This window comes from Streptomyces sp. NPDC050534, assembly GCF_044457745.1.
Lineage (GTDB): Bacteria > Actinomycetota > Actinomycetes > Streptomycetales > Streptomycetaceae > Streptomyces.
In genome coordinates this window covers 44,567-64,752 of sequence record NZ_JBITHF010000010.1, presented here as the reverse complement: position 1 = coordinate 64,752, position 20,186 = coordinate 44,567, and the positions used below count along the sequence as shown (strand labels likewise).

At 69.3% G+C, this 20,186-nt stretch carries 17 protein-coding genes, 2 tRNA genes and 1 pseudogene; 16 read left to right on the top strand and 4 right to left on the bottom strand.

Annotation, left to right across the window (positions count from 1 at the left end; translation table 11 throughout):
- Positions 1 to 135: 135 nt before the first annotated feature.
- The 4 genes from ACIBN2_RS30415 to ACIBN2_RS30400 all read left to right on the top strand — a co-directional run bounded on the left by ACIBN2_RS30415 (position 136) and on the right by ACIBN2_RS30400 (position 5,107).
- Positions 136 to 1,326 carry a PP2C family protein-serine/threonine phosphatase gene (locus ACIBN2_RS30415; protein WP_399139091.1) on the top strand — a complete coding sequence of 397 codons (1,191 nt, stop codon included), beginning with the start codon at positions 136 to 138 and terminating at the stop codon, positions 1,324 to 1,326.
- Between the two features lie 120 nt (positions 1,327 to 1,446).
- The gene (locus tag ACIBN2_RS30410; protein ID WP_399139089.1) at positions 1,447 to 2,205 is read left to right on the top strand and encodes an ABC transporter ATP-binding protein; all 759 of its coding nucleotides are present in this window, start codon (positions 1,447 to 1,449) and stop codon (positions 2,203 to 2,205) included.
- A complete protein-coding gene (locus ACIBN2_RS30405) occupies positions 2,205 to 4,637 on the top strand; it encodes an FtsX-like permease family protein (protein ID WP_399139088.1) in 2,433 nt (810 codons plus the stop codon). The genes ACIBN2_RS30410 and ACIBN2_RS30405 overlap by 1 nt, the downstream gene beginning before the upstream one ends.
- Positions 4,638 to 4,657: 20 nt before the next feature.
- On the top strand, positions 4,658 to 5,107 hold the full coding sequence (locus ACIBN2_RS30400; protein ID WP_399139583.1) for an HD domain-containing protein: 450 nt from the start codon (positions 4,658 to 4,660) through the stop codon (positions 5,105 to 5,107).
- Here the strand turns inward: ACIBN2_RS30400 and ACIBN2_RS30395 are convergent.
- Positions 5,104 to 6,288, bottom strand: coding sequence for an acyltransferase family protein (locus tag ACIBN2_RS30395; RefSeq protein ID WP_399139086.1), 1,185 nt, complete (start codon positions 6,286 to 6,288; stop codon positions 5,104 to 5,106). The genes ACIBN2_RS30400 and ACIBN2_RS30395 overlap by 4 nt on opposite strands.
- 613 nt (positions 6,289 to 6,901) lie before the next feature.
- On the opposite strand from ACIBN2_RS30395, the gene ACIBN2_RS30390 reads away from it, so the two are divergent.
- Complete coding sequence (locus ACIBN2_RS30390; protein ID WP_026178055.1) at positions 6,902 to 7,096, top strand: hypothetical protein; 195 nt, start codon at positions 6,902 to 6,904, stop codon at positions 7,094 to 7,096.
- 146 nt (positions 7,097 to 7,242) lie between these two features.
- Here ACIBN2_RS30390 and ACIBN2_RS30385 read toward each other — a convergent pair.
- Positions 7,243 to 7,316: transfer RNA gene (locus ACIBN2_RS30385), tRNA-Gly, on the bottom strand.
- A 163-nt stretch (positions 7,317 to 7,479) separates the two neighbouring features.
- Here ACIBN2_RS30385 and ACIBN2_RS30380 point away from each other — a divergent pair.
- From ACIBN2_RS30380 to ACIBN2_RS30355, 6 genes are all read left to right on the top strand, one after another.
- Positions 7,480 to 7,556, top strand: a tRNA-Pro gene (locus tag ACIBN2_RS30380).
- 203 nt (positions 7,557 to 7,759) lie between these two features.
- Positions 7,760 to 9,154 carry a trigger factor gene (gene tig, locus ACIBN2_RS30375; RefSeq protein WP_399139085.1) on the top strand — a complete coding sequence of 465 codons (1,395 nt, stop codon included), beginning with the start codon at positions 7,760 to 7,762 and terminating at the stop codon, positions 9,152 to 9,154.
- 318 nt (positions 9,155 to 9,472) lie between these two features.
- Positions 9,473 to 10,081, top strand: coding sequence for an ATP-dependent Clp protease proteolytic subunit (locus tag ACIBN2_RS30370; protein ID WP_399139581.1), 609 nt, complete (start codon positions 9,473 to 9,475; stop codon positions 10,079 to 10,081).
- Positions 10,082 to 10,132: 51 nt separating this feature from the next.
- Positions 10,133 to 10,813, top strand: a complete 681-nt coding sequence (locus ACIBN2_RS30365) for an ATP-dependent Clp protease proteolytic subunit (protein WP_399139083.1) — start codon at positions 10,133 to 10,135, stop codon at positions 10,811 to 10,813.
- 189 nt (positions 10,814 to 11,002) lie between these two features.
- On the top strand, positions 11,003 to 12,292 hold the full coding sequence (gene clpX / locus ACIBN2_RS30360; RefSeq protein WP_399139082.1) for an ATP-dependent Clp protease ATP-binding subunit ClpX: 1,290 nt from the start codon (positions 11,003 to 11,005) through the stop codon (positions 12,290 to 12,292).
- A gap of 195 nt (positions 12,293 to 12,487) precedes the next feature.
- Positions 12,488 to 12,745 carry a hypothetical protein gene (locus tag ACIBN2_RS30355; protein WP_399139081.1) on the top strand — a complete coding sequence of 86 codons (258 nt, stop codon included), beginning with the start codon at positions 12,488 to 12,490 and terminating at the stop codon, positions 12,743 to 12,745.
- 68 nt (positions 12,746 to 12,813) lie between these two features.
- Here ACIBN2_RS30355 and ACIBN2_RS30350 read toward each other — a convergent pair whose 3' ends face one another.
- The gene (locus ACIBN2_RS30350; protein WP_399139079.1) at positions 12,814 to 13,749 is read right to left on the bottom strand and encodes a hypothetical protein; all 936 of its coding nucleotides are present in this window, start codon (positions 13,747 to 13,749) and stop codon (positions 12,814 to 12,816) included.
- An 86-nt stretch (positions 13,750 to 13,835) separates the two neighbouring features.
- Positions 13,836 to 14,303 carry a transposase gene (locus ACIBN2_RS30345; protein WP_399139077.1) on the bottom strand — a complete coding sequence of 156 codons (468 nt, stop codon included), beginning with the start codon at positions 14,301 to 14,303 and terminating at the stop codon, positions 13,836 to 13,838.
- A 93-nt stretch (positions 14,304 to 14,396) separates the two neighbouring features.
- Here ACIBN2_RS30345 and ACIBN2_RS30340 point away from each other — a divergent pair.
- The 5 genes and pseudogenes from ACIBN2_RS30340 to ACIBN2_RS30320 all read left to right on the top strand — a co-directional run.
- Positions 14,397 to 14,576 (top strand): annotated as a pseudogene (locus ACIBN2_RS30340) (helix-turn-helix domain-containing protein); the annotation flags it as partial.
- A gap of 15 nt (positions 14,577 to 14,591) precedes the next feature.
- A complete protein-coding gene (locus ACIBN2_RS30335; RefSeq protein ID WP_399139614.1) occupies positions 14,592 to 14,864 on the top strand; it encodes a hypothetical protein in 273 nt (90 codons plus the stop codon).
- 17 nt (positions 14,865 to 14,881) lie between these two features.
- Positions 14,882 to 15,919: an RNA-guided endonuclease InsQ/TnpB family protein gene (locus ACIBN2_RS30330; protein ID WP_399139075.1), complete on the top strand. Its 1,038-nt coding sequence runs from the start codon at positions 14,882 to 14,884 to the stop codon at positions 15,917 to 15,919.
- On the top strand, positions 15,916 to 18,573 hold the full coding sequence (locus tag ACIBN2_RS30325) for a valine--tRNA ligase (protein ID WP_399139073.1): 2,658 nt from the start codon (positions 15,916 to 15,918) through the stop codon (positions 18,571 to 18,573). The genes ACIBN2_RS30330 and ACIBN2_RS30325 overlap by 4 nt, the downstream gene beginning before the upstream one ends.
- A gap of 117 nt (positions 18,574 to 18,690) precedes the next feature.
- A complete protein-coding gene (locus ACIBN2_RS30320) occupies positions 18,691 to 20,184 on the top strand; it encodes a bifunctional folylpolyglutamate synthase/dihydrofolate synthase (RefSeq protein WP_399139071.1) in 1,494 nt (497 codons plus the stop codon).
- Positions 20,185 to 20,186: the final 2 nt, after the last annotated feature.

Here is a 20,186-nt window from a genome sequence, read left to right as displayed (position 1 = left end):
ACGAGCGAGGGAATTTCGCCTTGGCGGGCCCGCAACGGCTTTCTGTGAAGTTCACTGTGAAGTTGAGCCTCGGACGGGGGACAAGTGGGACCTCCCGTGCCAAGCAGCTGGTTCGATGGATAGGGTCCCGAACTGATGGCAGCAGGACGAGAGCGGCGCGCGGAAGCCGACACGTTCACGGCCCGGTGGAAGATGCAGTGGCACCGGGTCCGCGTCGGCCTGCGCAGAAGCGCCGTGGACTACTTCCGCGGGGACGGCTCGGACTGGGTCGCGCTGGCCGGCCTGCTCATCATGGTGCCGGTGATCGCGGCCGTCACACTCGCCAACTCCGTGTGGTGCTCCCCGGCCGTGCTGGTCCTGCCGATCGTGGCGGGGGGCCTGCTGCTGCGCCCGGCCAGCCTGCTCGGTCTGTACGCGGCCGCCGCCACGGCACTGATCGTGGAGTCGGTGAAACTGGGGCCCTACACGGAGGGCCCTTCCCGTGTCACCCCCGGCGTCGTGCTGGTCGTCGCCGCCTGCGGCTTCTTCGGCCTGCTCATCGCCCAGTTCCGCAGCAGGGTCGGCGTGCCCTGGCGGCGCGGCGGCACCATGCTCTTCGACCTCCGCGAACGCATCCGGGTGCAGAGCAAGCTGCCGACCCTGCCGATGGGCTGGCACCGCGAGATGGCGCTGCGACCGGCGGGCGGCCAGTCCTTCTCGGGCGACTTCGTGGTCGCCGCCCGCACGGGCGGCGGCCGCACGCTGGAGGTCGTCCTGACGGACGTCTCCGGCAAGGGCATGGACGCCGCGTCGCGTGCGCTGCTGCTGTCGGGGGCGTTCGGCGGCCTGCTGGGCTCGCTGCCCCCGCACGCCTTCCTCCCGGCGGCCAACGGCTATCTGCTGCGCCAGGACTGGCAGGAGGGGTTCGCCACCTCCATCCACCTCGTCCTGGACCTCGACTCCGGGGACTACGAGCTGTACTCCGCCGGACATCCCCCGGGCCTCCAGCTCAGCGCGGGCAGCGGGCGATGGGAGGAGAAGGCCGCCGAGGGCCCGCTCCTCGGCGTCTACGACGGCGCGCAGTTCGACCCCGTGAAGGGCTCGCTGCGCCCCGGCGACGTGCTGATGCTGTTCACGGACGGCCTGGTGGAGACCTCCGAGCGCGACATCGTGGAAGGCATCGACCGCCTCACCGGCGAGGCCGACCGCTATGTCGCCGGCGGCTTCCACGGCGCCGCCTGGCACCTGATCGAGGCAGTGGCCAAGGACGTCAACGACGACCGCGCGCTGCTGCTGATCTGCCGCGACGGCCCGACGGGCACGGCCCAGCCGCCGATCCTGCACTGAGAGCCCCGGAACACGGCGGGTGGGGTTTACCCCCGCCCGCATTCGCCAGCCGCCCTCATCGCCCGCCCCACCTCCGGTCCGTAGGTTCGAAGCATCACCCCGGACCGGAAGGAAACAGGCATGTCAGGCGACTGGGCCGTAGAACTGCACGGAGTCCGCAAGCGCTACGGCCGCGGCGGCGGCGCCGTGCACGCCCTGCGCGGCATCGACCTCACCCTGCCCCGGGGCAGCTTCACCGCCGTGATGGGCCCCTCCGGCTCCGGCAAGTCCACCTTCCTGCAGTGCGCGGCGGGCCTGGACCGGCCCAGTGCCGGCACCGTCCGCCTCGGCGGCACCGAGATCACCGGCATGAAGGAGAACAAGCTCACCGCGCTGCGCCGCACCCGCCTCGGCTTCGTCTTCCAGGCCTTCAACCTGCTGCCGTCCCTCACCGTCGAGCAGAACGTCGTCCTGCCGACGCGCCTCGCGGGCCGGCGCCCCGACCGCCGCCGCGCCGCCGAGGTCCTCGCCCAGGTCGGCCTCACCGACAAGGCCCGGCGCCGCCCCGGCCAGCTCTCCGGCGGCCAGCAGCAGCGCGTCGCGATCGCCCGCGCCCTGGTCACCCGCCCCGACGTCGTCTTCGCGGACGAGCCCACCGGCGCCCTGGACACCACGACCGCCGCCGAGGTCCTCTCCCTGCTGCGCCAGGCCGTCGACACCCACGGCGCCACGGTCGTCATGGTCACCCACGACCCCTCGGCCGCGGCCTGGGCGGATCGCGTCCTGTTCCTCGCGGACGGCGAGATCGTCGACCGCCTGGACCGCGCGCCCGCCGAGCGGATCGCCGCCCGCATGACGGCTCTCACCGCGCGCCCGGCCTTCGCACAGGCGGCGGCGTGATGTTCACACCCAACGGCCTCGCCCGCGCGGCGCTCCGCTTCCGCCCCTCCGGGTTCGCCGGCACCTTCGTCGCGCTGGTGATGGCCGCGATGGTCGTGTCGGCCTGCGGCATCCTGCTGGAGACCGGCCTGCGCGCGAGCGTCCCGTCCGCCCGCTACGCCGCCGCCCCCGTCGTCGCGGCCGCCGCCCAGACCGCTCCCTACGGCCACGGCGACGACGCCGACAGCCAGCCGGTGCCCGACCGCGCCCGCCTCGACGGCTCCCTGGTGGCGAAGGCGGCCTCGGCACCCGGTGCCCGTACGGCCGTCGCCGACGTCACCTTCCCCGGCCGCGGCCCGAACGGCCCCCTGAGCGTCCACAACTGGGCCTCCACCGCCTTCACCGGCGAGCAGCTCGCCTCCGGCCGCCCGCCGCAGCGGGGCGAGGTCGTCCTGGCCGGAAGCAGGGCGCAGGCCGGCTCGCACGTCACCCTCACCACCCCGGAGGGCACGCACTCCTACCGTGTCTCGGGTACCACCGGCACTCCTGGCACCGCCGCCTGGCTCGCCGACGACGAGGCCGTACGCCTCTCCGGCCACCCCGGCCGTATCGACGCCGTCGCGGTGTTCCCCGAGGCCGGCGTCTCCACCGCGGCCCTCAAGTCCCAGGTGGCGCACGCACTCGGGAAGCACGCCGAGGTGTACACCGGCGACGACCGCGGCGGCGTCGAGGACCCCTCCCTCGGCGAGGCCAAGGAGACGCTCACCGGCATCGGCGGCTCCTTCGGCGGCGTCGCCACCCTGGTCGCCATGTTCACCGCGGCCGGCACGGTGGCGCTCGCCGTGGGCCAACGGGCCCGCGAGTTCGCCCTGTTGCGGGCCATCGGCACCACTCCGCGCCAGATCCGCCGCACGATCGCCACCGAGACGCTCCTGGTGGCCCCCCTCGCCGGTGCCCTGGGCTGCCTGCCCGGAATCGCCCTGGCCCGCTGGTGGTTCGGGCAGCTGAAGGACAAGGGCGCGGTGCCGGAGGCGGTCGACCTGTCCGTCTCCTGGATTCCCCTCGTCTCCGCGGCCGGCGCGGTCCTCCTCACCGCCCTGCTCTCCGGCTACACCGCCGCCCACCGCAGCTCCCGCATCAAGCCCGGCCAGGCGCTGAGCGAGGCGTCCGTGGAGCGGCTGCGCATCGGCTGGATCCGTACGCCCCTCGGCATCGCCGCGGCGGCCGGCGGCTTCGTCTGCGCCGGGCTGTCCGCCTCCCTGACCGGCGAGGACGCCGCCAACGCGTCCCTGGGCATCGTCTTCCTGTTCATGCTGGCGGTGGCGCTTCTCGGCCCGCTGGTCGCCCGTGCCTGCGCCGGCCTCTTAGGCCTGCCGCTGCGCGGCGCCGGCGCCCCGGCCGCGCTCGCCGCCGCCAACTCCCGTACGAACGCCCGCCGTCTGGCCTCCGCGATCACCCCGATCGTGCTCGCCATGGCGTTCTCCTCGGTGCTGATCTTCATGCAGACCAGCACCGACCGCGTCACCGCCGACCAGCAGCACGCCGGCGTCCTCGCCGACCACATCGTCACCGCCGACCCGGGTCTGACCCCGGACGCCGTACGACGGGCCGGGCACAGCCCCGAAGTCACCGCGGCGGTCGGCCTGTTGCGGACCTCCGTGCTGGTCCCGGCCTCGGGTGGCCTGGAGTCGGCCTCCGCGCAGGGCGTCACGGGCTCCGCCCGCGACCTCGCCGCCGTACAGGACCTGGACGTCGAGCACGGACGGCTGTCCCTGCGGCGCGGGGAGATCGCGGTCGACGGCCGGCTCGCCGGCAACGCCCACGTCAAGGTCGGCGACCGCCTCCACCTCCGGCTGCCCGACGGCACCAGGGCCGCCCCGGTGGTCGTGGCGACGTACGGACGGGGCATGGGCCTGTCCCAGGTGACGATGGCCCGCGCCGACCTCGCCACCCACGTCACCTCCGCCTACGACACCGAGCTGTGGACGAAGGGCGGAACGGCGGCCGGGCTGGGGCGGATCGGCACCGTCCTGGACCGCGGCGGCTACACCACCGCCCAGTCCCTCGACCGCGAGCTCGGCTCCTGGGCCAACTCCGTGATGGCGGGCGTCCTCGGCGGCTTCGCGGCCGTCGCCGCCGTCAACACGCTGGTGATGACCGTCCTCGACCGCCGCCGCGAACTCGGCACGCTGCGCCTCATCGGCTCCACCCGCCGCCAGGTGCTGCGCATGATCCGCTGGGAGGCGCTGCTGGTCGCCCTCGCGGGCATCGCCCTCGGCACGGCCATCGCGCTGGCCACCCTGGTCCCGATGATGAAGGGGCTGACGGGACAAGGGCCGTACATTCCCCCCTTGGTCTACGGCTCCTTCGCCGGCGCGATCGTCGTCCTCGGGGTGACGGCCGCGACCCTCCCGGCCCGCGCGGCGCTCCGTAAGGAGACACTGGACGAGTGACCGGAACATCCCGAACGCCGATGACCCTGGCCGACGTCGAGGCCACCGCCCGTGCCGCCCATGAGGGGCAGACCGACAAGGCGGGACGGCCGTACGCCGAGCACCTGAGCGCCGTCGCCGAGGGCGTCCGCGCGCGCGGTGGCGACGAGGAGCAGATCGCGGCGGCCTGGCTGCACGACGCCGTCGAGGACGACGCGCTCTCCGCGCAGTGGCTGGAGGAGGCCGCGCTGAGCCGCCGTACGAAGGACATCGTGCGGGCGGTCACCAAGCGCGCGGGGGAGACGCCGGAGGACTACGCGGCGCGCATCGCCGGCACGCCGGGCGCCCTGCTGGTGAAGGAGGCGGACCTGGCGCACAACGCCGACCCGGCCCGCCTGGCCCGGCTCGCCGACGAGGCGACCCGCAAACGACTGACCGAGAAGTACGCCCGGATGCGCGCACTTCTCGGTCTTCGGCAGCCCTCGGTCTAGACGTTCGCCATCTCGCGCCGCTGCTGCTGCCTCTCGCGCTCGCGGGCCAGCTCCGCCGCGTCGCGCTTGAAGGCCCACTTCATCTCGGGCTCCATCGCGAACTTGAACATCCGCTGCACCGGGGGCGTGCACAGCACTGTCACTATGGCGACCGCCGCGAGCGTCACGGCGATCTCACCGAGCGGCTTGTGCATCCACCTGTGGTCGAACCAGCCGTGGAAGTCACCGGCCTTGACCACGAAGCCGTGCAGCAGATAGCCGTACAGCGTGCCCGCGCCGAGCGCGGTGAACCACATCTTGCGGCGCGGCACCCAGGCGAAGAAACACGCGGTCAGCAGCAGCGAGCAGCCGAACAGCGCGAGCACCATGATCGGCCCGGCCCACCACGGCGCGCCCAACTCCTGGGCGGAATCACGGTGGTAGAACCAGGCGGTGTTCATCCGCGGCACCGCCCACCAGCCGAAGACCAGCGCGGCCGCGAACACCGGCACCGCGACGATCCGCATCGTCCGCGTGCGCACCATCTGGAAGTGCTCGGGCTTCATGCACAGACCCAGCACGAAGTACGGCAGGAACTGGAGCACGCGCTGGAGGTCGAGGTCGTTGCCGATCTCCGGTGAGACCGACCCGAACATCGCGACGCCGAGCGCGACCGGCAGCGGCCAGCGCAGGTTCTTCCACAGCGGTGTCGTCAGGCGCCAGACGAACAGCGCGACCAGGAACCAGGTGAGATACCAGGGGTCGAGCAGACTGACGTCCATGCCCGGGTCGTGGTCGCCGTAGCGCTTGAAGAGGGAGTACGCCGTCTCGAAGACGACGTAGGGCACGAGGACACCGGTGACCAGGCGCCTGAGGCGGTCGGGGCGCATGTCGAAACTGCGCGAGAAATAGCCGGAGATGATGATGAAGGCCGGCATGTGGAAGGTGTACACGACGGTGTACACGCCCTCCAGGATGCGGCTGTCGCCCTTCAGCGGCTCCCACGAGTGGCCCATGGCCACCAGCACGATCGCCAGGTACTTCGCGTTGTCGAAGAACGCGTCGCGCTGTTTCCCGCGCCGGGCGGGCTGGGCGGCCTGCTGTTCCTGCGACGGGCGCGGACTCGGCACTCCTGGGGCCGGTGTGCGTGCCGGAGGGAGCGGCGTTCTGTTGTGGCCGTGCGGTGGCAACGAGTTCGTCACAGACCCTCCCCCCGGAAACGGGGGGAGGCGATCCCGGACCTCGCTGCACATGCGGGGGACGAGGCAGCGTGAAACATCTGAGGAACCCTAGCGTCGTCTGTGGGTTTTCGTAAAACTCCCCACGTCTTTCCTGGTTATTGGCTTCGGGTACCCATCATTAAGGCAAGTTGACTTCTCTGTGTAGGTGATGGTCAACACACCATTACATGTCCTGGTTGTCACGACTCGTCCTGACTAAACGGGGCATATGACCCGGGGGCGGCTCCGGCGGAATGTCCACTTCATTCGCCTTTGCTGGGGCCCTCGTTGAGAGCTGTCAGGCAACCGTGACAACAATTCGAAATACCTGCGAACGCGTTGTGTGGACATGGAAACGATCCCGCTGAATTTCCTGTGCGGGGGCATCCTCGAAATGCTGTGCGGGGAAGCCGAGTTGGGCTCGCCCACGGGCCTCGGCCGCCGGCGCAGGGCAAAGGTCCGACATGGTGTGGCCGACGATGCCTCAGGTGCCGCATACCCGGGCCCCGTTGGTGGCACGATGGTTCTGGCGGGGGTGCGCGGGCGTCGGCACCTCCGGGCCGGGAGAGCGGACCGACCTAGGGTGTGATCAGTTGTGGCCATTTCACTGTCAGTGGTGCTTCTGTTGGCGATCATCCTGGTGGTGTTGATCCGAGGAGGCTCGATCAAGGCCGGCCCCGCCATCGTGGCGATCCTCTTCGGCTTCTTCCTGGCGTCGACCGGCATGGCGCCGTCCATCAACCGGTTCCTGAACTCGATAGCCGAGACGATCAACTCGATCAGCTTCTGACCCGCAGCAGCTTCCGGGACGGCCGGTCTCCGCCGGGCGCCGCGCGACCGCGCCGCGCCCCGGTCAGGCGACGCCCCGCTCGTCGGCCGTGACGCCAGCCGGAAACACTTCAGGGCCCGGTTCCGTGGAACCGGGCCCTGAACATGTGGAGCGGGCGACGGGAATCGAACCCGCGTAGCCAGTTTGGAAGACTGGGGCTCTACCATTGAGCTACGCCCGCGCAACGTGCGCCACAGATCGGTGATCGCGGCACGGTAAGCATCGTAGCGGGTCGGACGCGCTCGGCGCACACCCCTTCACCGCCCGCACCGGCCCGGCGTCACCGCCCGGGAAATGCGGCGTCCGCACCGACGGCGTGCATGTACCCTACGTGTCGCACCTGACGGGGTGTGGCGCAGCTTGGTAGCGCGTCCGCTTTGGGAGCGGAAGGCCGTGGGTTCAAATCCCGCCACCCCGACCAGCACCGGTCAACACCGGCCACGGACCCGATCACCTTGGGTGATCGTGTCCCGTGATCGCCTTTGGGGCGTGTCGCCGCTGCCGTTACTATGCAAGCTGCACGCCCGTGTGTCTCTCCCCTACGAAGTCCTCCGGGCGGCGAAATCCGCCGGACCACTCTGGCTCCGGCAGAAACCCAGATGTCAGCCACAAGGAGACCGAACCGTGAAGAGCGCCGTGGAGACCCTGAACCCGACCCGGGTTCGGCTCACTGTCGAGGTGCCCTTCGAGGAGCTCAAGGACAGCCTCGACGCGGCGTACAAGAAGATCAACCAGCAGGTCACGGTGAAGGGCTTCCGGAAGGGCAAGATCCCGGCGCGCGTCATCGACCAGCGGTTCGGCCGCGGTGCGGTCCTGGAGGAGGCGGTCAACGACGCGCTTCCGAAGTTCTACACCGAAGCGGTCAACGAGGCCGAGCTGAACGTCCTGGGCCAGCCCGAGGTGGACATCACGGACCTGAAGGACGGCGAGACGCTGAACTTCACCGCCGAGGTCGACATCCGACCCGCCCTGGAGATCCCGGACTACTCCGGCATCGAGGTCGAGGTCGACGCGGTCGAGGTGACCGACGAGGACATCGAGAAGTCCGTGGAGCAGCTGCGTGAGCGCTTCGCGTCCACCTCTCCCGTCGAGCGTGCCGCCGAGGACGGCGACGTCGTCACGATCGACCTCGAGGCCAAGGTCGAGGGCGAGGTCCTCGAGGACGGTGTGGCGAGCGGCGTCTCCTACACCATCGGCTCCGGCGAGCTGCTGGACGGCATCGACGACGCCGTGAAGGGCCTGGAGGCCGGTGGCGAGGCCACCTTCGCCTCCGAGCTCAAGGGCGGCTCCGCGGCCGGCAAGGAGGCCGAGGTCACCGTCAAGGTCACCCAGGTCGCCGCCCGCGAACTGCCCGAGCTGGACGACGACTTCGCGCAGCTCGCGTCCGAGTTCGACACCCTCGAGGAGCTCAAGGCGGACAGCCGCAAGCGCCTGGAGAACATGAAGCAGTACGACCAGGCCACGCAGGCCCAGGAGCGCGTCCTGGAGAAGCTGCTGGAGCTCGTCGAGGTGCCCGTCCCCGAGAAGCTGCTCGAGGACGAGATCAACACCCGCAAGCACAACCTGGAGCACCACCAGCTCGGCCAGATGGGCCTCGACCTCGAGAAGTACCTCGAGATCCAGGGCAAGACGGTCGAGGAGTTCGACGCCGAGACCAAGGAAGCCGCGGTCAAGGGCATCAAGACCCAGTTCGTCCTCGACGAGCTGGTCAAGCAGGAGAAGCTCAACGTCAACCAGGAGGAGCTCACCGAGCACCTCATGCGGCGTGCGGCCTCCTCCGGCATGTCCCCCGACCAGTTCGCGCAGGCCGTCGTCGAGGGCGGCCAGGTTCCGCTGCTGGTCGGCGAGGTCGCCCGCGGCAAGGCCCTCGCGGTCGTCGTGGAGTCCGCCACGGTCAAGGACACCAACGGCGAGGTCATCGACCTCGACGACGAGGACGAGACCGAGGCGGCCGCCGACGTCGCCGCCGAGGCCACGGAGGCCGACGCCACCGAGGCCGAGGAGAAGACCGAGGGCTGACGCCCACGGCGCCCTGTACGGGTCGTAGGACGGGTCCCGGGTCATGTTGCTGACCCGGGACCCGTTTGCCTACCAGGGGCCCGGGGAAGTCCGCGAGCGACCGCGGACGACCCCCAGCCTCCCGCGTACGAAATGTCACCGCGGCGCTACGCCCCCGGCGAACAGTCCCCGCTCCGGGATTCACCGAAGGGACCAGCGCGTTAGGGTCCATGAATACGGGCCGGAGAAGTCGGCGGGAACCGCCGGAGGCCCCCGCAGGGAAACGTGAGACGGCCCGGCGCCGTCGTAAGACGAGCAGGTGGATACGTGACGAATCTGATGCCCTCAGCCGCCGGCGAGCCTTCCATCGGTGGTGGCCTCGGCGACCAGGTCTACAACCGGCTGCTCAACGAGCGGATCATCTTCCTCGGCCAGCCGGTCGACGACGACATCGCGAACAAGATCACCGCACAGCTGCTGCTCCTTGCCGCGGACCCGGACAAGGACATCTACCTCTACATCAACAGCCCCGGCGGATCGATCACGGCCGGCATGGCGATCTACGACACCATGCAGTTCATCAAGAACGACGTGGTGACCATCGCCATGGGCCTCGCGGCCTCGATGGGTCAGTTCCTGCTCAGCGCGGGCACCCCCGGCAAGCGCTTCGCGCTGCCGAACGCCGAGATCCTGATCCACCAGCCCTCCGCGGGTCTGGCCGGTTCGGCATCCGACATCAAGATCCACGCCGAGCGGCTTCTGCACACCAAGAGGCGCATGGCCGAGCTCACCTCGCAGCACACCGGCCAGTCGATCGAGCAGATCACCCGCGACTCGGACCGTGACCGCTGGTTCGACGCCTTCGAGGCCAAGGAGTACGGCCTCATCGACGACGTCATCCCGACGGCCGCCGGAATGCCGGGCGGCGGCGGCACCGGGGCGGCCTGAGGCCCCCCGCACAGCCCCCAGCCGACCGCCACAGCTCCTAGGAGAGAGACAGTGAACGACTTCCCCGGCAGCGGCCTGCACGACCGCACGCGCGCCGAGTACACGGGTCCGGCCGCCGAGTCCCGCTACGTCATCCCGCGCTTCGTCGAGCGCACCTCGCAGGGCATCCGCGAGTACGACCCGTACGCGAAGCTCTTCGAGGAGCGGGTGATCTTCCTCGGCGTGCAGATCGACGACGCCTCCGCCAACGACGTCATGGCGCAGCTGCTGTGCCTGGAGTCGATGGACCCCGACCGGGACATCTCGGTCTACATCAACAGCCCGGGCGGCTCCTTCACGGCGCTTACGGCCATCTACGACACGATGCAGTTCGTGAAGCCCGACATCCAGACGGTCTGCATGGGCCAGGCGGCGTCCGCCGCCGCCATCCTGCTGGCCGCCGGTACGCCGGGCAAGCGCATGGCGCTGCCGAACGCCCGCGTGCTGATCCACCAGCCCTACAGCGAGACGGGCCGCGGTCAGGTCTCCGACCTGGAGATCGCCGCCAACGAGATCCTCCGGATGCGTTCGCAGCTGGAGGAGATGCTGGCCAAGCACTCGACCACGCCGATCGAGAAGATCCGCGAGGACATCGAGCGCGACAAGATCCTCACGGCCGAGGACGCGCTGGAGTACGGCCTGATCGACCAGATCATCTCCACCCGCAAGATGAACAACGCGTCCGTCCGCTGACACTGAGGGACACGGACGCTGTATCGTCTGCCGCCCCTTGGCACTGTTGGTGTGCTTTGACACGCTGCACGTCAAAGTGAACCGCGCCAAGGGGGGCCCGAACGGGGGGCTCGGCAAGGTACCGTCGGATGAAGGCAGCACCAGGAGCCGCTGGACCTAGGCGTCTCCCAGGCGAAGGGGAAGCACACCGTGGCACGCATCGGTGACGGCGGCGATCTGCTCAAGTGCTCGTTCTGCGGCAAGAGCCAGAAGCAGGTCAAGAAGCTCATCGCAGGGCCCGGTGTGTACATCTGCGACGAGTGCATCGACCTCTGCAACGAGATCATCGAGGAAGAGCTCGCGGAGACCAGCGAGGTGCGCTGGGAGGAACTCCCCAAGCCCCGCGAGATCTACGAGTTCCTCGAGGGCTACGTCGTCGGCCAGGAGCCGGCGAAGAAGGCCCTCTCGGTGGCGGTCTACAACCACTACAAGCGTGTCCAGGCCGGCGAGAACGGCGGGGCCAACGGCCGTGACGACGCGATCGAGTTGGCGAAGTCCAACATCCTGCTGCTCGGCCCCACGGGCTCGGGCAAGACGCTGCTCGCGCAGACCCTGGCCCGCATGCTGAACGTCCCGTTCGCCATCGCGGACGCGACGGCGCTGACGGAGGCGGGTTATGTCGGCGAGGACGTCGAGAACATCCTGCTGAAGCTGATCCAGGCGGCGGACTACGACGTCAAGAAGGCCGAGACCGGGATCATCTACATCGACGAGATCGACAAGGTCGCGAGGAAGAGTGAAAACCCTTCCATCACGCGCGACGTGTCGGGCGAGGGCGTTCAGCAGGCCCTGCTCAAGATCCTTGAGGGCACCACGGCCTCGGTGCCGCCGCAGGGCGGGCGCAAGCACCCCCACCAGGAGTTCATCCAGATCGACACGACGAACGTGCTGTTCATCGTGGGCGGTGCCTTCGCGGGCCTGGAGAAGCTCATCGAGTCCCGGGCCGGCGCGAAGGGCATCGGTTTCGGCGCGACGATCCGCTCCAAGCGGGAGCTCGAGGCCAAGGACCAGTTCGAGGACGTCATGCCCGAGGACCTGGTCAAGTTCGGCATGATCCCCGAGTTCATCGGCCGCCTCCCCGTCATCACCTCGGTCCACAACCTCGACCGCGAGGCGCTGCTGCAGATCCTGGTGGAGCCGCGCAACGCCCTGGTGAAGCAGTACCAGCGCCTCTTCGAACTCGACGGTGTGGAGCTGGACTTCGAGCGCGAGGCGCTGGAGGCCATCGCCGACCAGGCCATCCTCCGCCAGACCGGCGCGCGCGGCCTGCGCGCCATCATGGAAGAGGTGCTGATGTCGGTCATGTACGAGGTCCCGTCCCGCAAGGACGTGGCCCGCGTGGTCGTCACGGCCGACGTCGTCCACTCGAACGTGAACCCGACCCTGATCCCACGGGACGCCCGCAACGGCCGGGGGCCGGGGGAGCAGAAGACGGCCTGACCGGCCTCACAAACCCAAGAAGTGCCCGACGCTGAGAAAGCGCCGGGCACTTTGCATGTCCCGGCCACCTGGTCAGAAGGATCACGCCATTCTGACGTCCGGCCACGGAACGGTGCCTGCTTCGTGATCTAGTGGATCCGACCGCATCGATCGCCAGTTCGAGTGATCGGTGGAATGGAAACGGGAGGGCTCCACATGAAGCAGCGGAAGTCGAAGAGGCTGCTCGTGGCAGCGGGAGTCGTTCCCCTGCTGACAGCGACGTCGGCCAGCGCCGCCCAGAGCAACTGCGTGAACTACATCGGAAACCACGGCTACCGAGTGGGCCCGAAAGTGAAGGCTGCCTGCAGTAACGGGCGGATCGCTCCCGGGCAGCCCAACCCGTACTGCGAGTACGACCTTGTGGCGGCGGGCGTCAAGAACGGTGACGCGTACGAGGCTTGCGTCAGGGCCTGACAAGGCAGCCGACGGAGCAACGAACGGGCGCCCGGCGGTCCGGCCGGGCGCCCACCGTCGCGCTCGGGTCACGCCTTGACGCGGACGTCCTTGCGGAGCTTGGCCGCGAGGGCCGAGGCTTCATCGATCGTGGTGGACTTGCCGGTGGCCATGGAGGCGAGATCGTACGAGAGCACGTACGTCAGCGTGCTGTGGTCACCCCAGATGCAGATCGGCATCTTGGTGGTCTTGCCGGACGACGTGGTCTCGGCGTACTGGCACTTCATGATGCCGTTCGAGAAGCCGGCCGGCTTGACCACCTCCGGGCTGCCGACGAGCTTGGTGTCGGAACCGGAGGACGAAGAGGACGACTCCTTCTGGGAGTTCTCCTTGGATTTGGCGAACATCGCGTCGACGGCCTTCTCCGGGTCGTCGATGGTGCCGTACACACCGGCGAACATGAGGCTCTTCGCGGTGAGGCCGGACCCCGAGGTGTAAGTGGCGCTGACGTCCTTGGCGTTCTTGACCCCCCACGACTCCGCGTCCTTGACGTCGTCGCTCGTCATGGTGTTGGTCTCGCTGTTGCCGCTCTTCTTGTACTCGCCGCTGAGTACCGACGACTGCGCCACCAGCTTGTGCGGCCCGTCGTCCGCGATGCCCCCGCCACCGCTGCTGGACCCCCCACCCCCGCCCACCACGAAGTACACGCCGACGCCGATGGCGACGACGACCGCGACCGCGCCGAGGATCAGGCCCGTCTTCTTGCCGCCGCCACCGGGCTGCGGCGGCTGCGGGGGATACGGCTGCTGGCCGTACGGGGCCTGGCCGTACGGGGGCTGCTGGGGCGGTACGCCCTGCGGGGGCTGCTGCGGGTAGCCGTAGCCCGGCTGGGCCGGCGGCTGCTGAGGGTAGCCATAGCCGGGCTGGGGCGCCTGCGGCGGCTGCTGGCCGTAGGGTCCCGGCTGACCGTACGGTCCGGGCTGCTGGGGCTGCCCGCCGTACGGGCCCGGCTGGTTGTGACTCATTTCTGGGTTCCCCTCCAGAGGCTTATGTGGCCTGAACATCTTGACGGAAGGGGTGGGTGCGCGTCGCGCGCGGGGGGTATTGATGCTTAGTTGTTGGCAGGTTGTTCCAGATGTTCCACATACCGACGCAGCCCGCCAGACGAGTGTGCCCCAACAGATGCCGCGTAGTAGTGCTTTGTCCATGCATGGTCGCTCGTGCTCCCCGACTGCCGTATGGCTCGTTCTGCGGCCCTTCTCAATCGCTTGGCAAGGTTCATGATGGACGTGTCGGCCCGATAACTCACCGTGATCTCGACGAGGTGGGCCTGGACGTGTAACTGCTCGATCTCCGCCTCGAGTTCTCGCGCCTCAGTGCGCATCGCGTGCTCGGCTACTGAGAACAGTTCGGAGGTGAGAGGCGAGCGGCGAAGCTCGGTTGCGAATGCCAGGAGCGCGCGAAGGTGTGCCAGTCCTGGGCCGTGCTTCGCTCGGAGGCTTGATGCTTGGCATGCCTGCGCGCGGGCCGCTTCGAAGGGTGGGCTGCCCGCCAGGCATCCAACTGCGATGACGTCCACATCGGGGTCCGGCCGATGTAGACGGGCTCTGGAAACCCGTTCTCCTTCCTGGAGTTGAGGGCGTACACGGCATCCCGGGATACGCCGAGCCGTGTGAATGCCCTGACGGTCTTCCGGTGGGGCCGGTTGAGTCGGGTAGATGGGGGACTAGCTGTGAAGAGGCGCAGGAGAGCAGCCGGGAAGACCAACGAAGCCGCTGGCATCGGTCGCAAGTACCGCCTCCATCCCACACCTCAGCAGGCCGAGCGACTCAGGGAGTGGGGGCACACTTGCCGTGCTGTCTGGAACGTGCCGCTGGAGCAGCGGCTCTATGTGTACGACCAACGGCGCAAGCATCTGTCGGCTGGTGAACAGTGCCGCTATCTGACCAAGGCGCGCCACGATCTCGAGTGGATCGCCGACCTTCCCTCTCAGGTGCCGCAGCAGGTCCTCAGGCACTTCGACCAGGCTTACCAGAACTTCTGGAACCCGGAACATCCAGCACGATTCCCCCGATTCAAGAAGCGCGCCTCCCGCTTGGCGATCCCCCTGCCAGGGCAGGCGGTGCGGGAAACAAGCTGAACCGCAAATGGGCCTGCGTGCGTATCCCCAAGCTAGGGGAGGTCAAGTTCAGGCTGACCCGTCCGCTTGGCGGCCGGATCAAGACTGCGGCGATCCGAAGGGATGCGGCAGGACGTTGGCACGTCAGTTTCGGCGTCCATACGGGAAGAGATGCCGCGCCGCCGAACGGACAACCGCCAGTCGGAGTCGACTTCGGCGTGAAGCAGGCGGCGTACCTCTCGGCTGAGACGGAGCCTCGGCTCATGCCTCACACGCTGACCAAAGGCGAGCAGCGGAGGCTGGCAGGGCTGGAACGACGTAGAGAAAGGCAGATCCGGGAAGCCAAAAGACATTGTGGGGGCAAGTACAGCAACCGACTACGACGCACACTCCGCGCCATCGCGGAGTTGAAAGCGCGGCAAGCCCGTCGCCGAGCGGACTTCACGCACAAGCTCACCACCGACCTGGCCAAGAGCCACGGCCTGGTCGCCATCGAAGATCTTCGTGTGAAGCAGATGACGCGCAGCGCCAGGGGCACGCAGTCTGAGCCCGGCGTACACGTCTCTCAGAAAGCGGGCTTGAACCGGGCGGTCCTCGACAACGCTCCGGGCGAGCGACGGCGACAGCTGGCTTACAAGTGGCCGGCCTACGGATCCGAGCTCATTCTGGTGCCGCCGGCCAGGACATCGCAGACATGTGGTGCCTGCAACCTCTGGGACCCCGCATCACGGACCACCCGGGACACCTTCGCCTGCACGGGGTGCGGGCACACGGACGACGCGGACCACAACGCCTCGGTCGTGATCCTCGGTCGCGCCTTCCCCGACCAGGCTGGCGCGGCCTCAGCCGCAGGACATTGCGGTGTACAGCACGCATCGACAGGCCAAGCCCGGCCTGCCACGCCCCGTACGTGTACGGGGAGCACGCGTGAACCCCTGAACCCCTCGTCCGCGGTGGCCCAGTCACTGTCGGATATCGAGGGCTACAAGGAATCCCTGCAGGTCACTGCCGGGAGGATGTCAAAGAACAAACGCGTTTCGGGACTGCCCCGTGACACCCCTAAACTGAGCGCGTGACCGAGAACGCTCAGCAGCAGCCACCAGCGCCCTTCACCGAACTGCCGACCCAGTACGCGCCGGCCGACGTAGAGGGGCCGCTGTACGAGCGCTGGGTGGAGCGGGGCTACTTCGAGGCGGACGAGAAGAGCGACAAGCCTCCGTACACCATCGTCATCCCGCCGCCGAACGTCACCGGCAGCCTGCACCTCGGGCACGCCTTCGAGCACACCCTCATCGACGCGCTGACGCGCCGTAAGCGCATGCAGGGGTTCGAGACGCTGTGGCAGCCCGGCATGGACCACGCCGGCATCGCCACGCAGAACGTCGTCGAGCGCGAACTGGGCAAGGAGGGCAAGTCCCGACACGACCTCGGCCGTGAGGCCTTCGTCGAGCGCGTCTGGCAGTGGAAGGCCGAGTCCGGCGGGCAGATCTCCGGCCAGATGCGCCGCCTCGGCGACGCCGTCGCCTGGTCCCGCGAGCGCTTCACGATGGACGAGGGCCTCTCCCAGGCCGTCCAGACCATCTTCAAGCGGCTCTACGACGACGAGCTGATCTACCGCGCCGAGCGCATCATCAACTGGTGCCCGCGCTGTCTGACGGCGATCTCCGACATCGAGGTCGAGTACCAGGACGACGACGGCGAGCTCGTCTCCATGAAGTACGGGGAGGGGGACGACACCATCGTCGTCGCCACCACCCGCGCGGAGACGATGCTCGGCGACACGGCCGTCGCCGTTCACCCCGAGGACGAGCGGTACAAGCACCTCGTCGGCAAGCTCATCAAGCTCCCGCTGACCGACCGCTCCATCCCCGTCGTCGCCGACGAGCACGTCGACCCGGAGTTCGGCACGGGCGCCGTCAAGGTCACCCCGGCCCACGACCCGAACGACTTCGAGATCGGCCGGCGCCACGACCTGCCGGCCATCACCGTGATGGACGAGCACGCCGTCATCACCGTCCACGGCCCCTTCCAGGGCCAGGACCGCTTCGAGGCCCGTTCGGCGATCGTCGCCGCGCTGCGCGCCGAGGGCCGGATCGTCTCCGAGAAGCGGCCCTACGTCCACTCCGTCGGCCACTGCTCGCGCTGCAAGACCACGGTCGAGCCGCGCCTGTCCATGCAGTGGTGGGTCAAGGTCGGCCCGCTCGCCAAGGCCGCCGGCGACGCGGTCCGCGACGGCCGCGTCAAGATCCACCCGCAGGAGATGGAGAAGCGGTACTTCGACTGGGTCGACAACCTCCACGACTGGTGCATCTCACGGCAGTTGTGGTGGGGCCACCGCATCCCGGTCTGGTACGGCCCGAACGGCGAGGTCGTCTGCGTCGGCCCCGACGAGCAGCCGCCCGGCACCGAGACGGAGGGCTGGAAGCAGGACACGGACGTCCTGGACACCTGGTTCTCCTCCGGTCTGTGGCCGTTCTCCACGCTCGGCTGGCCCGAACAGACCGAGTCGCTCGCGAAGTTCTACCCGAACTCCGTCCTGGTCACCGGCTACGACATCCTCTTCTTCTGGGTCGCCCGGATGATGATGTTCGGCCTCTACGCGATGGACGGCACCCCGCCCTTCCACACCATCGCTCTGCACGGCATGGTCCGCGACCAGTTCGGCAAGAAGATGTCGAAGTCCTTCGGCAACGCGGTCAACCCGCTGGACTGGATGGACAAGTACGGCTCCGACGCGCTCCGGTTCACCCTCGCGCGCGGCGCCAACCCGGGCGTCGACGTCCCGATCGGCGAGGACTGGGTCCAGGGCTCCCGCAACTTCGCCAACAAGATCTGGAACGCCACGCGCTTCGCGCTGATGAACGGCGCGACGGTCGAGGGGCCGCTGCCCGACGCGTCGGAGTTGTCGTCCACGGACCGGTGGATCCTGTCCCGGCTCGACTCCGTCGTGGCCGAGGTCGACGCGCTCTACGAGGACTACCAGTTCGCGAAGTTGTCGGACGCGCTGTTCCACTTCGCCTGGGACGAGGTCTTCGACTGGTACGTCGAGCTGTCCAAGACGACGTTCCAGGCGGGCGGGGCGGCCGCGAAGGTTTCCCAGCGGGTCCTCGGCGAGGTCCTCGACGTCACCCTGCGGCTGCTGCACCCGGTCGTCCCGTTCGTCACGGAGACGCTGTGGACCACCCTCACCGGCGGCGAGTCGGTCGTCGTCGCCGAGTGGCCGACGGCTGTGTCCGTTCCCGGTGCCGACGCACCGGGCGGCTTCCGTGACACGGCCGCCGAGAAGGAGATCGAGTCCCTCCAGTCGGTCATCACCGAGGTCCGCCGCTTCCGCGCCGACCAGGGCCTGCAGCCCGGCCAGCGGGTCCCGGCGCGCCTGGCCCTGGACGGTACGGCCCTGGCCCCGCACGAGGCCGCCATCCGTCAGCTGCTGCGCCTGCAGCCGGAGGGCGAGGACTTCACGGCCACGGCCACCCTGCCGGTCGCCGGCGCGGAGGTCGCTCTCGACCTCTCCGGCACGATCGACGTCGCGGCGGAGCGCAAGCGCCTCGCCAAGGACCTCGCCGCCGCGGAGAAGGAGAGGGCCCAGGCGACGGCGAAGCTCGGCAACGAGGCGTTCCTGGCGAAGGCCCCCGACAACGTCGTGGACAAGATCCGGGGCCGCCTGGCCAAGGCGGACGAGGACATCGCCCGCATCCAGGCCCAGCTGGACCGCTTGCCTCAGCAGTAAGCACCCCAGGGGCGCGGGGAACTGCGCGACCAGCCACAGACTCCCCGCGCCCGCCGACCATGACCGGCCACCCCACTCCGTGGGCACGCTGTCAGTCCGCCTCCGTAGACTGGCCCCGTGAGCGACCAGAACGAGCCCGACCCCTTCGACGAGCTGATCGCGGAGGAGACCGGCCGAGACCCCGATCTCGCGGTGATCGAGGCCGGCAGCCGCACCCTGCGTACCCAGGGCGGTCCGCCGGAGGCAGACGTGCCGACGCGCCCCGAGGACCCCGAGACGGACGCCGCGCTGCGCGAGGTCGAGACGGAGCTGGCCTCCCGGTGGGGCGAGACCAAGCTGGAGCCGTCGGTCAGCAGGATCGCCGCGCTGATGGACCTGCTGGGCGAGCCGCAGCGCGCGTACCCCTCGATCCACATCACGGGCACGAACGGCAAGACCTCCACGGCCCGCATGATCGAGGCCCTGCTCGGCGCCTTCGACCTGCGCACCGGCCGCTACACCTCCCCCCACGTGCAGTCGATCACCGAGCGCATCAGCCTCGACGGCGCGCCCATCGGCGCCGAGCGCTTCGTCGAGACGTACGAGGACATCAAGCCGTACATCGAGATGGTCGACTCCCAGCAGGAGTACCGGCTGTCCTTCTTCGAGGTGCTGACCGGCATGGCGTACGCCGCCTTCGCCGACGCGCCGGTGGACGTCGCGGTCGTCGAGGTCGGCATGGGCGGTTCCTGGGACGCCACGAACGTCATCGACGGGGACGTCGCCGTCGTCACCCCCATCGACCTCGACCACACCGACCGGCTCGGCGAGACACCCGGCGAGATCGCCACGGAAAAGGCCGGGATCATCAAGCAGGACGCCACGGTCATCCTGGCCCAGCAGCCCGTCGACGCGGCCCAGGTGCTGCTCAAGAAGGCCGTCGACGTCGACGCCACGGTGGCCAGGGAAGGGCTCGAGTTCGGCGTCGTCTCCCGTCAGGTCGCCGTCGGCGGACAACTGCTCACCCTGCGCGGCCTGGGCGGCGAGTACGACGAGGTGTACCTCCCCCTGCACGGCCCGTACCAGGCGCACAACGCCGCCGTGGCGCTCGCCGCCGTCGAGGCGTTCTTCGGCGTCGGCGCCCAGCGGCCCGAGCCGCTCGACATCGACACCGTGCGCAAGGCGTTCGCCGCCGTCTCCTCGCCGGGCCGTCTGGAAGTCGTACGGCGCTCGCCCACCGTCGTCCTGGACGCGGCCCACAACCCGGCGGGCGCCCGCGCCACCGCCGAGGCCGTGGGGGAGGCGTTCGACTTCAGCCGGCTGATCGGCGTCGTCGGCGCGAGCGGCGACAAGAACGTACGCGGCCTCCTCGAGGCCTTCGAGCCGATCTTCGCCGAGGTCGTCGTCACGCAGAACTCCAGCCACCGCGCGATGGACGCCGACGAACTCGCCGCGATCGCCGTGGAGGTTTTCGGGGACGAGCGCGTCCAGGTCGAACCGCGGCTGCCCGACGCCCTGGAGGCCGCGATCACGCTGGCCGAGGAGGAGGGCGAGTTCGCGGGCGGCGGTGTGCTCGTCACCGGCTCCGTCATCACCGTCGGCGAGGCCCGACTGCTCCTGGGAAGGCGCTGACC